Annotated in this window: 9 protein-coding genes; 3 read left to right on the top strand and 6 right to left on the bottom strand. The window is 69.0% G+C overall.

Going from position 1 to position 14,730, the window contains the following annotated elements; translation table 11 throughout:
• The 5 genes from CCN51_RS07540 to CCN51_RS07520 form a co-directional block, all read right to left on the bottom strand.
• The coding region (locus CCN51_RS07540; RefSeq protein ID WP_086859385.1) for a response regulator transcription factor at positions 1-440 on the bottom strand (440 nt) is incomplete at its 3' end.
• A gap of 150 nt (positions 441-590) precedes the next feature.
• Positions 591-2,711, bottom strand: coding sequence for a DNA gyrase/topoisomerase IV subunit B (locus tag CCN51_RS07535; RefSeq protein ID WP_086859383.1), 2,121 nt, complete (start codon positions 2,709-2,711; stop codon positions 591-593).
• Positions 2,712-2,793: 82 nt separating this feature from the next.
• Positions 2,794-4,827: a DNA topoisomerase (ATP-hydrolyzing) subunit B gene (gene gyrB, locus CCN51_RS07530; protein ID WP_014182077.1), complete on the bottom strand. Its 2,034-nt coding sequence runs from the start codon at positions 4,825-4,827 to the stop codon at positions 2,794-2,796.
• A gap of 477 nt (positions 4,828-5,304) precedes the next feature.
• Positions 5,305-5,619, bottom strand: coding sequence for a hypothetical protein (locus CCN51_RS59575; RefSeq protein ID WP_014182078.1), 315 nt, complete (start codon positions 5,617-5,619; stop codon positions 5,305-5,307).
• 175 nt (positions 5,620-5,794) lie between these two features.
• Positions 5,795-6,766 (bottom strand): LacI family DNA-binding transcriptional regulator, encoded by a 972-nt coding sequence (locus CCN51_RS07520; protein ID WP_014182079.1) that lies wholly within the window; start codon positions 6,764-6,766, stop codon positions 5,795-5,797.
• 510 nt (positions 6,767-7,276) lie between these two features.
• On the opposite strand from CCN51_RS07520, the gene CCN51_RS07515 reads away from it, so the two are divergent.
• Genes CCN51_RS07515 through CCN51_RS07505 form a run of 3 tightly spaced genes read left to right on the top strand, consistent with a single transcriptional unit; the run spans position 7,277 to position 12,164 of the window.
• Positions 7,277-8,848 carry a purine-cytosine permease family protein gene (locus tag CCN51_RS07515; protein WP_078610801.1) on the top strand — a complete coding sequence of 524 codons (1,572 nt, stop codon included), beginning with the start codon at positions 7,277-7,279 and terminating at the stop codon, positions 8,846-8,848.
• Between the two features lie 58 nt (positions 8,849-8,906).
• The gene (locus tag CCN51_RS07510; protein WP_014182081.1) at positions 8,907-11,711 is read left to right on the top strand and encodes a hypothetical protein; all 2,805 of its coding nucleotides are present in this window, start codon (positions 8,907-8,909) and stop codon (positions 11,709-11,711) included.
• A 6-nt stretch (positions 11,712-11,717) separates the two neighbouring features.
• Positions 11,718-12,164 (top strand): RbsD/FucU family protein, encoded by a 447-nt coding sequence (locus tag CCN51_RS07505; protein WP_014182082.1) that lies wholly within the window; start codon positions 11,718-11,720, stop codon positions 12,162-12,164.
• Between the two features lie 126 nt (positions 12,165-12,290).
• On the opposite strand, the gene CCN51_RS07500 is transcribed toward CCN51_RS07505, so the two are convergent.
• Positions 12,291-14,730, bottom strand: a 2,440-nt coding sequence (locus CCN51_RS07500) for a 3-keto-alpha-glucoside-1,2-lyase-like domain-containing protein (RefSeq protein ID WP_086859381.1), incomplete at its 5' end; no start/stop codon positions are given.

Here is a 14,730-nt window from a genome sequence, read left to right as displayed (position 1 = left end):
AGCCGCCGGGCGATCTCGGCGTTGGACAGCCCCTCGGCGACCAGCGTCAGGACCTCCGCCTCGCGGGGCGTGAGCCCGTCGGGCAGCGGGCCCGGCACGGCCCCGGCCCCCGTCTTCGCGGCTGTTCCGTCGGCGGTGTCCGGGGTGTCCGCGGTGCTTGCGACCAGTCGCTCCAGCAGCCTGCGCTGCACCTTCGGCGACAGCCCGGCCTGCCCGGACATCACGTCCTCGATGGCGCGGGCGATCTCCTCCGCGTCGGCGTCCTTGGTCACATAACCGCGGGCGCCCGCCTTCAGGGCCGGGAAGAGCCATTCGTCGTCGGCGTAGGTGGTCACGACCACGACCTGGGTCGCGGGATGTTCGGCACGGATGCGCCGGGTCGCCTCGACGCCGTCGCAGCGGGGCATCCGCAGATCCATCAGCGCCACATCCGGGGCCATCGGTTCATCGGCCCTCCCTGGGTCCGGCGGGGTCCCAGACGCTACGGAACGACCTCTGCCGCGCGGATCGGCCCTGAGGTGGGCCCTGGGTGGAAAGTGCCTCTCCACCCAGGGGTGGAGAGGCACTTGTCCGCTGCCGGCCGGAGTACGTCAGGCGTCGATGCGCGACCGGTCCAGGGTCGCCGCCGAGTTGGTGATGAACTCCTTACGGGGCGCGACCTCGTTGCCCATGAGCAGGTCGAACACCTGCTCCGCGGCCTCCAGGTCGCTGATGTTGATCCGCCGCAGGGTGCGGTGGCGCGGGTCCATCGTGGTCTCCGCGAGCTGGTCGGCGTCCATCTCGCCCAGACCCTTGTAGCGCTGGATGCCGTCCTTGTAGCGCACGTTCCGGCGCTGGAGGTCCAGCAGCGTCTCCTGGAGCTCGTGGTCGGAGTAGGTGTAGACGTACTTGTCCTGGCCCCGCTTGGGGTTGACCAGCTCGACCCGGTGCAGGGGCGGCACGGCCGAGAAGACCCGCCCCTGCTCGACCATCGGCCGCATATAGCGCTGGAAGAGCGTGAGCAGCAGGATGCGGATGTGGGCGCCGTCCACATCGGCGTCGGCGAGGAAGATCACCTTGCCGTAGCGGGCCTGGTCGATGTCGAACGTCCGGCCCGAGCCGGCCCCTATGACCTGGATGATCGAACCGCACTCGGCGTTCTTCAGCATGTCGGAGACCGACGCCTTCTGAACGTTGAGAATCTTGCCGCGGATCGGCAGCAGCGCCTGGAACTCGGAGTTCCGGGCGAGCTTGGCCGTGCCGAGCGCCGAGTCGCCCTCGACGATGAACAGCTCGCTGCGGTCCACGTCATCGCTGCGGCAGTCGGCCAGCTTCGCGGGCAGCGAGGAGGACTCCAGCGCGGTCTTACGGCGCTGCGCCTCCTTGTGCTGACGGGCCGCGATGCGGGTACGGGCGGCCGCCACGATCTTCTCCAGCACGGCGCGGGCCTGCTGCTTATCGTCCCGCTTGGTGGAGGTGAGAAACGCCTTGAGCTCCTTGGCCACCACGTTCGCCACGATCCGGGAGGCCGCTGAGGTGCCCAGCACCTCCTTGGTCTGCCCCTCGAACTGCGGCTCCGCCAGCCGCACGGTCACGACCGCGGTGAGCCCCTCCATGGCGTCGTCCTTGACGACGTCGTCCTCGGCGACACGCAGCAGCTTGGCGGTGCGCAGCACCTCGTTGACCGTCTTGGTCACCGAGCGCTCGAAGCCGGAGACGTGGGTGCCGCCCTTAAGGGTGGCGATGATGTTGACGAAGGACTTTGTGGTGCTGTCGTAGCCGGTGCCCCAGCGCAGCGCGATGTCGACACCGAGCTCGCGCGTGACCTCGGTCGGCGTCATATGGCCGCGCTCGTCCAGGACCGGGACGGTCTCCTTGAAGGTGCCCTGCCCCGACAGCCGCAGCACATCGCAGACGGCCTTGTCCTGCGCCAGGTACTCGCAGAACTCGCTGATGCCGCCGTCGAACCGGAAGATCTCCTCCGAGGGCCCCTCGGCGCCGTCCCGGCCCTCGGCGGTCCGCTCGTCCCGGACGATCAGCGTCAGGCCCGGCACCAGGAAGGCCGTCTGGCGGGCGCGCGCGTACAGCGTCTCCAGGGAGAGCTTGGCGTCCTTGAGGAAGATCTGCCGGTCCGCCCAGTAGCGGATGCGGGTGCCGGTGCGGGTCTTGGGGACCCGCTTGCCCTTGAGGAGGCCGCTCGACGGGTCGAAGGGCGCCTCGGGGCCCGATTCGGTGAAGATGCCGGGGACGCCGCGCCGGAAGCTGATCGAGTGGGTCTTGGCGTCCCGGTCCACCTCCACGTCGAGCCGGGAGGACAGCGCGTTCACCACGGAGGCGCCGACGCCGTGCAGACCGCCGGAGGCCGCGTACGAGCCGCCGCCGAACTTACCGCCCGCGTGGAGTTTGGTGTTGGCGACCTCGACGCCGGACAGGCCGGTCTTGGGCTCGACGTCGACCGGGATGCCGCGGCCGTTGTCCCGCACCTCCACCGAGCCGTCGTCGTGCAGGATCACCTCGATGCGGTCGCAGTAGCCGCCCAGCGCCTCGTCGACGGAGTTGTCGATGATCTCCCATAGGCAGTGCATCAGGCCGCGGCTGTCGCTGGATCCGATGTACATACCGGGGCGTTTGCGTACGGCCTCCAGTCCTTCGAGCACCATCAGGTGCCGTGCGGTGTAGTCGGAGCCGTCCTGCGGGCGGCTGCCGGCGGCCGGAACGGGGAGTGTGCTCACGCAGTGCTCTCCTGGGCAACAGAGGGGTAATGGTGGAGTGTCGGCCGGGCATCCCGAGGGGCCAGGAGGCCAGTGCCCAGGGTCAGATGTCGAGGAAGCGGACGTCCTTGGCGTTGCGCTGGATGAAGTGGCGGCGGGCTTCGACGTCCTCGCCCATCAGAACGGAGAAGAGGTCGTCGGCGACGGCTGCGTCGTCGAGGGTGACCTGGCCCAGGACCCGGTGGTCGGGGTCCATGGTGGTGACGCGCAGTTCCTCGGCGTTCATCTCGCCCAGGCCCTTGAAGCGCTGGATGGAGTCGTCCTTGCTCCGGCGGCCGTCCTGCCGGCCCCGTTCCAGGAGCATGTTGCGTTCGCGGTCGGAGTAGGCGTATTCGACGTGGTCCCGGCTCCACTTGATCTTGTACAGCGGGGGGCGGGAGAGGTAGACGTGGCCCTCCTCGATCAGTGGGCGCATGAAGCGGAACAGGAAGGTCAGCAGCAGGGTGTTGATGTGCTGGCCGTCGACGTCGGCGTCCGCCATCAGGATGATCTTGTGGTAGCGGAGTCTGGCGATGTCGAAGTCCTCGTGCACGCCCGTGCCGAACGCGGAGATGATCGCCTGGATCTCCTGGTTGTGCAGGATTTTGTCGATCCTGGCCTTCTCCACGTTGAGGATCTTGCCGCGGATCGGGAGGATCGCCTGGTACTGCGGGTTGCGACCGGATTTGGCCGAGCCGCCGGCGGAGTCTCCTTCGACGATGAAGATCTCCGACATTGCCGGGTCGTTCGACTGGCAGTCGGACAGCTTGCCCGGCAGCGCCGCCGTTTCCAGCAGACCCTTACGGCGGGTCAGGTCGCGCGCCTTGCGGGCCGCGACCCGGGCCGTGGCCGCCTGGATGGCCTTGCGCACGACGTCGGCGGCCTCGTTCGGGTTGCGGTCGAACCAGCCGGTCAGGTGCTCGTGGACGACCTTCTGCACGAAGGTGCGCGCCTCGGTGTTGCCGAGTTTGGTCTTGGTCTGGCCCTCGAACTGCGGCTCGCCGAGCTTGACCGAGATGATCGCGGTCAGGCCCTCGCGGATGTCCTCGCCGGAGAGGTTGGCGTCCTTTTCCCGCAGCAGCTTCTTCTCCCGCGCGTAGCGGTTGACCACGGTGGTCAGGGCCGTGCGGAAGCCCTCCTCGTGGGTGCCGCCCTCATGGGTGTGGATGGCGTTGGCGTAGGAGTACACACTGTCGGTGTACTGGCCATTCCACTGCAGGGCCACCTCGACTGACAGCAGCCGTTCCGTGTCCTCGGCGGCGATGGTGATGACCGAGGGATGGACCGGCTCGCCCTTGCGGGCATTGAGGTAGGCGACGAAGTCGGTGATGCCGCCGTCGTAGCGGTAGGAGACCGTCTTCGCTGCCGGGTCCGAGTCGGCTTCGTCGGCCGCGGCCGTCGCGTGCGCGGAGGGCCGTTCGTCGGTCAGGGTCAGGGTGAGCCCGCGGTTGAGGAAGGCCATCTCCTGGAAACGCCTGGCCAGCGTCTCGAAGGAGTATTCGGTGGTCTCGAAGATGTCGCCGTCTGCCCAGAACGTCAGCGAGGTGCCCGTCCGGGGGGTGGCCTCGTGTCGGGCCAGCGGGGCGGTGGGGGCACCGTCCCTGTAGTCCTGCGTCCACCGGTAGCCGTCGGTCCAGATCTCCGCCGACAGCCGGGTCGACAGCGCGTTGACCACCGACAGGCCCACACCGTGCAGACCGCCGGAGACCGCATACCCGCCGCCCCCGAACTTCCCGCCCGCGTGCAGCACGGTCAGCACCACCTCGACGGCCGGCCGCTTCTCCACCGGGTGCATGCCCACCGGGATGCCGCGGCCGTTGTCGACCACCCGCACCCCACCGTCGGCCAGGACCGTCACGTCGATCCGGTCGGCCACCCCCGCGAGTGCCTCGTCCACGGAGTTGTCCACGAGTTCCTGCACCAGGTGGTGCAGCCCCCGCTCTCCCGTGGAGCCGATGTACATCCCGGGCCGCTTGCGCACGGCGTCCAGGCCGTCCAGAACAGTGATCGCGTTGGCGTCATACGACGCCGCTCCGGCGTGGCCGGGCTGCTGGGATCCGGGGGTATCGGTGGCGGTGCGAGTGTCGTAAGTGGTCACAGATGCTCTCTTTCGGGCATGGCAGACCGCGCTCCCGCACCACGGTGCGGGAGCGGCCGGACAGCTGGCGGAGACAGGGCACGGCAGCCCAAACAGGGCCCCGGAGGCGCACGGACCTCGGGACCGCTGACTGCCGGGACGGTTTCCAGGATACCGGAGATGCCCCTTACCGATGGGGCGACAATGCCTCCATGCGCCGCCGTGCGGCCCTTACTTCACCATGGTCAATCCCCCCTGCCTCGACCCCTTGAAAATGCGACAGAGGGCCACCCGGGGGCCTTTTTGATGCCTTGCCGCGTAGAGCCCCAGGCGCTATTTCCGGCGTGACCCTCCGCGGTCACCAGTCGCGCTGCGTCAGGCTGCCAGCCCCCGGCCTCCCGTCGAACCCTGCACGGTGGAGGGTGCCGCTGGAGGCGGCATCAGGCGTTTACGGTTGCCGCTGGCCGATGGTGCCGGCGAGCCGGTCTGCGTACTCCGTCAGGAGCGGCTTGAGCTGGGCGTATGGGTGTTCGGTCTCGGGGTGGCGAGGCAGCTGGCGATCGACCCCCAGTGCCTGCGGTGCCGCAGCTGGGGCGGCAGGGCGGGGATGAGAGGGGCGAGGACGCGCTCGCTGCCGGTGGTGGCCCCGGCTCGATGGCCGGTGGAAGCGGGGGCGTCCGGCACCTCGTCGTGATACCAAAGCCCGCCGATCTTCACCCCTCGCCGGGGGTGGATCTTGACGTAATGGGCCTTGAGCAGGCCGTAGTAGAGCTCCGGCTTGGGGATCTGCAGGGCGAAGCCGCCCTGGTGCATCGCCGCAGCGAACAGCGAGTTGAGGCTGTGGTCCTCGCCCGGCCCCAGTCGGCCCCTGTGAAGCCCAGCAAGTGCTCCAGCAGCATGCTGTTGATCGCAGCAAACGCCCGCTCGACGGCGTACTGGGCGGATGAGATTTCCGGCAAGGGCAACGCCGGCGACCCTGGATTCGCAGTCAGCCGCTGGAACCGCGGATCACGAGCTCGGGCTTCAGGACGACATCACCGCTGCCGCCGTCGAGAAGGGCGAGGGAGGCCTCGACCATGCGCTCGGCGGTCGAGCCCAGGGTGGTGAGTCCCGGCGCGGCGGTGTCGGAGATGTACGTACCGTCGAAACTCGTGATCGCGTACTCAGCAGGCACGCGCTTACCGGCGTGCTGAAGCGCCGTCAGCAGGCCGAGCGCGACAGTGTCAGCGGTGCAGATGATCGCATCTGTGTCGCCGGGGTTCGCGAGCAGGAGCCGCGCCGCGTCGATGCCGCTCGCCACTGTGAAGTTGGGCATTTCGAGAACCTGGTCGTCCGGCCCGGCGAGCGCGCGGAACGCGGTTGTGCGCTCGATGCTCGACGAGGAGTCTTCCTGGGCGTCGACCATCAGGATGCTGCGGCGGCCCCGCGCCCGCAGGTGTTCCACGAGCAGGCGGACCCCGGCCGCGTTGTCGAGCCGTACCGACGGCGCTTCGACGCCTCGTGCGCGGCGGTCGACCTGCACGACACGGTTGGACCGCGCGAGCTCCGTGATCGCCGCGCCACTCCGCTCGAACGCGGCAGGTACCACGAGCACCGCGTCCACCAGCGCACGATCCATGGCGCCGAGCTGGCGCTGCTCGGTCTCCGGGCTCTCGCCCGTGTCGATCGTCACCAGCCGCTTGCCCTGAAGATCCAGACGACGCGAATACGCCGACACCAGCTCCGCGAAGTACGCGTTCGCGATCGCCGGAACGACAAGCGCCAACGAATCCGTCGACTGAATCCGCAGCGCCCGCGCCGCCGCGTTCACCCTGTAGCCCAGTTCCTCGCATGCGTTCCGCACCCGCAGCGCCAGCTCCGGATCAACGTTGCGCTGGACACCGGAGAGCACACGGCTCGCTGTCGGCACTGACACCCCCGCGCGCAACGCCACGTCCTTCAAGCCGATGCGCGCGCCCATCCTGGTCTCCCCTGGTTCCTGCCCGTGGATGCTATCAGGGCGGTCTCGGCGATCCGTTGACGCGGCAGGGGCCAGCGTGCTTAGGTTCGGAAATGGTTTTCCCGACGATGAGAGTACCGCGTGACCGCCCGCTGCACGCCCCCGGGGGCGGCGGACGGGCGCTTGTCGCCGGACCGGTGAACCTAGGCCTCGGCCGCACACTGCCGCGCCTGCCGCGCGGCGCTGAGCAGATTCGCACCAGCAGGCGCTTTCAGGCGGGGGGCGGCCCCGGCGCGCTCGCTGCCCCTCTCACCAGCGGATTAGCGGTCCACCCCACCGCTTAGCGGTCCGCCTCACCGCCGTACACGCGTCCGCCGCGACCGCGATGGCCGCCACCGCGCACGCCACACATCGCATGCCGCACGCCGCACGCGGAGCCGCGTCGCCCCCGGACGCGGTCGACGCGCTCCTTCCCCGAACTTTCACCCCCCGCCCGTCCCCACATCGCCATACATCGAAAGGCGCCCTTCCATGAGCAATGAGGCTCAGCAAGGTCGTAGAGGCACAACCGTCGAGTCGAACGGCGTCAATCCCGTTCCCGATGCCGAACGGCGCGGGAGGCCGAGCGGCCTGTTCGCTGTGTGGTTCGCCTGGAACATCTCGATCCTCGGCATCAGTTACGGCATCTTCGTCTTCGGCCTCGGCCTGAACGTCTGGCAGACGATCGTCGCCGGGACCGTCGGCTACCTCGCCTCATCCGCCCTCGTCGGCATCCTCGCGGTCGGCGGGCCCCGCACGGGACTGCCGACCCTCGCCCAGACGCGCTTCGCGTTCGGCATGAAGGGCAACAGGATCCCCGCGTTCTTCGCCTACCTGTCCAATATGGGCTGGAAGGTGACGATTATCACCCTTGCCTCGACCACCGGTGCGAACCTGTTCGCGAAGCTGTGGCCGTCGGTGTTCGCCGATACGGACGGGTCGAGCGCCACGTTCACGATCGTGCTGTGGTTCGTGCTCGTGCTCGCCGTGACAATGACGGTCTCAGTCCTCGGCCATGAGTTCATCATGAAGGTCGAGGTCTGGATCTCATGGGTGACCGGCATCATGACGGTCGCGTTCCTCGGATTCATGGTGCCTGAGATCGAGTGGTCGCACCTCGGTGACACCCCTGCGGGCGGACCGCTCGTGTTCATCGGCGGCATCATCATGGCGATGACCCTCGTCGGCCTCGGCTTCCTCAACTACGGGGGCGACTTCGCCCGTTACCTCCCGCGTGATACCCCGGCGCGCGGCGTGATCAGCTGGACGGTCGCCGGGCTCAGCCTGCCGGTCGTCATCCTCCTCGCCGTCGGCGCGCTTCTCGTCGGCGGGGATTCGAAGCTCGGTGCCGCCACAGCGTCCGACCCGATCGGCGCGCTCACCGCGCTCCTGCCGATGTGGTTCTTCGTTCCCTTCTCCATCATCATCGTCATCTCGCTCGTTTCGGCCGCCATCACCGGCATGTACAGTTCCGGCCTCGCCCTCATGGCGGTCGGCGTACGGCTGCGCCGCTCCGTGACGACCGCGATCAACGCGGTCATCATCGCGGCGGGCGCCTTCTACCTGCTGTTCATCTCCACCTCGTTCCTCGCGACGTTCCAGTCGTTCCTGTCGCTCATCGCCGTGATGATGGGCACCATGGGCGGCATCCAGATCGTCGACTTCATCCGGCAGCGCCGCATGGGCTGGAACACCGACATGGCGAACCCACGTGGCTACGGCGGCCGCGACGGGCGCTGGACGGCGATTCTGAGTCTGATCACCGGAACCGTCGTCGGTCTCGGCCTCGTGACGAGCTCCGACCCGAACTTCGGGAAGATCACGGGATTCCTCCTCACCGAGAAAGCCCGCACCGGCGTGTTCGGGTCGAGCGGGCTCGGCATCGTCATCGCCTTGGCACTCGGCGCCACGCTCTACGCAATCCTCACGTTCGGACTCCGGCTGGACCCGAAGCCCGACTACTCGCTCGTGACCACGGGAGACGCCGCTCGTGGGAAGGGCGGGCGCGAGGTTCCGACTCCCGACGCGGCCGGCAGGTACGCGGCCGACCGCTCCGAACGCTGACCGACCCGTGGCGGCGAGGCCCACGCGGGTCTCGCCGCCGCTCGAGGAGCTGACCCCCTTGTCCGCACATGAGGCCGCACATGAGGCCGCGTTGCAGCGATTCCGGAACCCGGACCCGTGGCATGCGCCCGCCGCCTACTGGTTCTGGCATCGGCTACCCGATAAGGACACGATCCGCGCCCAGGTGCGGCAGATGTACGACGCCGGGATCCGGAGCTTCCAGGTGCAGGCGCGGTTGTCTTACCCGATCGGGGGTTACCTGGACGACGACTACCTCGCCGCGTGCCGTACAGCCGTCGAGACGGCCGCCGAGTTCGGCATGATCGTCGGCATTTACGACGACTACAACTGGCAGACCGGTCACGCGGCGGGCCGGGCCGTGGCCGACCACGACGAACTGCGCGAACGACACCTGTTCTGGGTGCGGATCCCCGCGGGCGCGAGCGACGGCTCGCTCAGCGGGATCCGCTCGGCGACGGAGAACCTCGGCCCCACCGCGATGGACTGGCACTACGAGGGCGGCGTCGTCGCCTGGGCCGACTGGCGGATCGAGTACGCGCTCGTCGTGGAAGGGGAGCAGGGCGCGGCCGCCGAGCGGCCCGACCTCGTCGACCGCGTGGACGGCACCGCCGACAGGTGTCGTGTCCGCCTCGTCGACCCCGTGCCCGACGGCGCGGAGGCGATCGTGTTCGTCTCCGCCCGCTGCGCGACCTCCCGGCTCGTGAACCCCGTCGACCCGGTCGCGGTCGATCGCTTCATCGAGGCCGGCTACCAGCCCTTCGCCGACGCCCTGGGCGACTTCTTCGGCTCCACCGTCGCCTACATGTTCTTCGACCAGCCGCACGCCGTGTACTACGACTGGGCGGAGCGCACAGGAGACCTGCGGTCGGCCATGCCGTTCCACGAGAGCTTGGCCGTCTCGATCCGGGAGCGCTGGGGCGGGCGGACCGCCCAAGTGCTCGCCGCCGTACTCGACGGGGACGAGCCGGAGCGGCTGAGCCTTCGCGCCCAGTTCTACGAGCACTTCAGCGGCTACGCGATGGAGACGTTCCTCGGCAAGCTGCGCACCTGGAGCCACTCCCACGGTCTGCGTCAGTCCGGCCATGAAGTCCTCGGGCACGTCGGCGGCTGGGCGCTCGACACCGCGTTCACGAACTGGGACCTGCGCGTGAACTTCGGGCTCGACCACTTCGGCGTGGACGGTTACCGCGACCTCACCGCGGTGGACGCGCAGGACGCCCTGGTGCAGCTCAGCCCCGTGTTCGGCGACTCGGTCGCCCGCCACCACGGCCGCGGCGGGACGATGGTCGAGCAGTACTTCCTCACCCCGCCCGAAGGCGGGACCCCGTGGTCCGGCCACTGGGGGCTGACCCTGCAGGAGTTGCGCACAACGGCGATCAACCACCATCTGCAGGGCATGCGGCAGATGATCTTCCACGGCTTCTATCAGACCCACGGCCATGGAGACGATCACGAGTCGCTGCGGAATCCGCGCTTCGACTTCCCCCCGGGCATCAATTTCGAACCGTGGTTCACCGATCATCACCCTCGGTTCGCGCTCGAGAGCGCGCGGCTGAGCGAGTTCCTCGAGCCGGTGTCACCGCAGAGCGACGTGGCGGTCCTGTACCCGTTGCGTACGGTGTGGACCGCGGGTCAGCTCGGCGAGCAGGCGTCGGCGATGGGCGAGTGGGCCCGCGCGCTCACCGAGTCCCGGGTGGCCTTCCACCTCGTGGACGAACGCGATCTCGAGGCCGCCGCTGTGGAAGAGGGCGCGGTGTGGCTCGGGGACCACCGGTACCGGGCGCTCGTGCTTCCCGCCGTGACAACGCTGCGCTCGGCCGCATCGCTGCGCCGGCTTCGCCGCCTGGCCGAATCGGGGGTACGGGTGCTCGCCGGCGGTGCGACGCCCGCTGTCTACCAGGAGGGCCCGCAGACCGCCGTCGAGGACTGGGCAGCCCTCGCCCCAGCCGTGGAGGTGTTCGCCACGGTCCCCGAGGAGGCGGTCCTGCGCGGGCTCGTCGCACAGCGTGGGCAGACTGAGCCGACACTGCGCGTCCCCGCGGGCTCGGCGGTGCGCTGGCGCGGCGGCCCGGACGCGGCCGACGGCTTCCGCTTCGCGTGCTTCGCCGAGACCGAGGGCACGGTGGAGCTCCTGCTGCCCGACGGGCCCTGGCATATCGAGGAGTGGGAGGCCGCCGACGGCACCGTGCGCACCCTCGGAGCAGCCCAGGGCCCGGTCGTGCTGCGCCTGGAGCAGAACGCATTGCGTTTGTTGCGTGTGTGCAGGGGCGCAGAACCGGCTTCAGGCCGGGCGGACACCGCGGAAGACTCCGAGGCCGCGGCCGGTCACGGCACGCCGGAATGGTCGGCGCCGGAGGCGCTCGAGCCCGGCTGGCTGCTCGAGATCGCCGAGGACGCGTACGAGGAGGCGGGCACCCGCCGCGACATCGCGGTGACGTACGGCTGGGAGCGCCAGGGCCTTCCGGCGTTCGCGGGCACCGCCGACTATGTGCGGCAGATCGAACTCGACGCGCCGGTCCCCCTGGAGCTGACGCTCCCGGCTGTCGCCGGAGCTGTGATCGTGTCCGTGAACGGCGTGCGTGTGGGGGCGCGCGCCTGGGCGCCGTACCGCGTCACGATCCCCGCTGACGCCCTGCGGCCCGGGGGGAACGAACTCCGCATCCGGGTCGCGCCGTCGGCGGCCAACCGCTACTACGCCGGGACCGGGCTCCGCACCGAGCCTGAGCCGTGCGGGCTGCTCGCGCCCCCGCTGCTGAGCCACGCGCTCGCGACTCCGGACCTCGGTACGCCCCCGGACGGTTCCGGCTCCGGCCCCCGCTCCCCCTCGATCACGGAAGGCTGATCCGCCTTGCTCAAAGGAATCGACCCGCTCCTGACCCCGGACCTGCTGTACGCGCTCGCGCGGATGGGGCATGGAGACACGATCGCGCTCGTCGACAGGAACTTCCCCGCGCACTCCGTGAACGACCGTGTGATTAGGCTGGATGGCACCGACGTCGTCTCGGCGGGCCGGGCGGTGCTGGGACTGCTGCCGCTCGACACATTCGTCGCCGAACCCATCGCGAGGATGGCGGTCGTCGGCGACGCCGCCGCCGAGCCGCCGGTACAGACGGACTTCGTCGCCGCCGCGGAGGAGGCATCGGGCCGTCCTCTCGCGGTGGAGACGGTCGAGCGCCACGCGTTCTATGCGCGTGCCCGCTCCGCGTTTGCGGTGGTCATCACGGGCGAGGACAGACCGTACGGGTGCTTCCTGCTCACCAAGGGCGTGCTGCCGGAGTTCTCTCCGGAGCGTTGATGCCTGCCTGACGAGCCGTCACCCTGGGAAGGCGAAGAATCATGAGCCCGGTTGTCCCGGGTCCGACGAAGCCGTGCGTTCTCACGCGGTGGGTTCGCCGGCCCGGGACAGTTCTTTTTGTGGCTGTCAGTCCAGCGGTTCGATCCAGAGGTTCCTGAAGCGGACCTTGTTGCCGTGGTCCTGGAGCCGGATGGCGCCCGCCGCCGCAGATTCGGCGTCGCCGCCGGCGGTCGGGCCGTCCACTGCCACGTTGTCGTGGACTTTCCTGCCGTTCCACACCACGGTGATCCTGGCGTCATCGGTCTTCCGGCCCGCGGTGTCGAAACGGGCCGCACGGAACTCGATGTCGTACGTCTGCCAGTTCTCCGGTGGAGTGGCGGCGTTCAGGTCGGCGGCCTTTTTGTTGTAAATGGCTGCGGCCTCGTTCGAGGCGAGTTTCTCCACTCCGAAGGAGTCCAGGATCTGGATCTCGTACCGCTCCTGGAGGTAGATACCGCTGTTCCCGCGGTCTTGCCCGGTGACATCGTCCGGCAGCTTCGGCACCCGGAATTCGGCGTGCAGCCTGAAGTCGCCGAAGGCCTGTTTGGTGCGGATGTCGCCACAGCACACCTCGATGGAGTCCTCGGCGGAGTGCGGCCATTCGACGCTGCGGCCGTCGGTGTGCTGCCAGGCGGTGGAGACGCTGCCGCCGGAGAACAGGTCGATCCGGCTGCCGGGGCTGCGCACCTCGATCATGTCCAGGTTGACGTGGCCGGTGTCCTCGGGCCGATAGGTGTAGGCGATGGTGTTACGGCCCTTGCGCAGGGAGAGCCGCTCGGTCTTGGTGGACCAGCGGTTCCAGGCGCCGGTGAAGGGGAGGCTGGTCTGCTGCGCCTGCCCGCCGTTGACGGTGATGCCCAGGGTCTTGGTGCCGGTGAAGGGGTGGGGGCCGTTGGCGTAGCGCAGTCCCACGTCGTAGCTGCCCTTCGCGGGTGCGTCGACCTCGAAGGTGGCCGTGGCGCCCGGGGTGCCGAAGCCGTCGACGAAGCCGCCGCCGGTGTAGCCGGCGTGCTCGGTGTCGATGTCGGCTCCGCCGGACAGGCGTGCCGATTCCGCGTCGTACGAGGTGACGGGCTGCTCGGGGCCGGGGCGTGCGTTCAGCGTGTACCAGGCCTCGGTGGACCAGAGTTGCTCACCGGCGTCCGAGGCGAAGGGGCGCGGTGAGCGTACGTGCACCACCCGGTCGGTCTTGAGGCCGGGGATGGTGAGCCGGGCCGTGCGACGGTCGGCGGACAGTCGGGCGGCTGCGACGGGGAGGGCCTCTTCGTCGACCTTGGGGCCGCCGTACGCCGGGGTGGGGACGTAGCGCCACTGCTCGACGGAGTAGGCGCCGTTCGTCAGCTTGGCGGCGGTCTCGGCCGACAGGGGCTTGGTATAGGTGAGTTCGAAGCCGTCGCGGGTGGCGCGCATGGTCTTGATGTCGAAGGCGGTCGTGCCGTTCGGCGTGAGTTTTTGCAGGCCGAAGCGGAGTTTGCCTTCCTGGCCCCAGTTTCCGTCGGCGCCGAGACCGCCGGCGTAGATCGCACCGTCCGGTCCGGTGCTGATTCGGGTGATGCCGGCCTCCAGGCCCTGGGTGTGCCGGAACACCGCGCCCTGGTATTCGCCGTCTATCTTCTCCAGGTCGGCGCGCTGGATTCCGCCGTAGGTGACGTCGCCGAAGAGCATTTGCCCGGCGAAGGGTCCCTTCTTCAACAGCATCGGCGTGCTGGGCGAGTTGGCTATCTCGTTCTGCGGCAGCCAGAGCGCGGGCTTGGTGACCGAGCGGTCGTCGAACGGGCCGTCCGGGTTGGTGTAGTGGTTGAAGAAGCGGTCCTGCTTGACGTGGAGCAGCTTGGAGGCGGGCAGCCAGCCGCCCTGGTTGTCGGTGACGAAGAGATCGCCCTGGGGGCCCCGTCCGATCCCGTTCGGTGTACGGAGGCCGCCGGCCAGGTAACTCACCTTGCCGGTCTTCTTGTTCACCTTGATGGTGGTGCCGCGGTTCGTGGCGGGCTGCGGATTGGTTGTCGCACCGCCGTAGTTGATGGCCACGGAGAGGTTCAGATAGAAGTTCCCCTTCTCGTAGAGCAGCCCGAAGGCGAACTCGTGGAAGTTTCCTCCGTACGGCCAGTCGGCGATCTTGCGGATCTCGTCCGCGGCGTTGTCGCCCTCGATGTCGGACAACTCGGTGAGCTGGTGTTTCTCCGAGACGTAGAGCTTTCCGTCGACGTACTTGATCCCCATCGGCTCCTTCAGACCGCCGGCGATCTTCTTGTACGTGACCTTCTCCGGGCCGGTGTCACCCGTGACGTGGTCGAGGACGTACACCTCTCCCTCCGTCTTGGTGCTGCCGCCCCACGTCGTCACGGCGAGCTTGCCGCCCGGCAGCCAGTCCATCGCGGAGACCTGCGGCTCGAAGCCCTCGGGACGCAGATCGGTGAGGGTGTAGCCGGGGTTGACCGAGGTCAGCGGGAGGCCGTCGCCGGGGGTGTCATAGCTGCCCTCGCACTCCTTGCGGCCGGGGGCGGTGACACGGACGACGCCGGCGTCG

Source organism: Streptomyces milbemycinicus, assembly GCF_002154605.1.
GTDB classification, from domain to species: domain Bacteria; phylum Actinomycetota; class Actinomycetes; order Streptomycetales; family Streptomycetaceae; genus Streptomyces; species Streptomyces milbemycinicus.
Note: the sequence above shows the minus strand (reverse complement) of the source record. Positions and strands in the feature narration are given on the sequence as shown.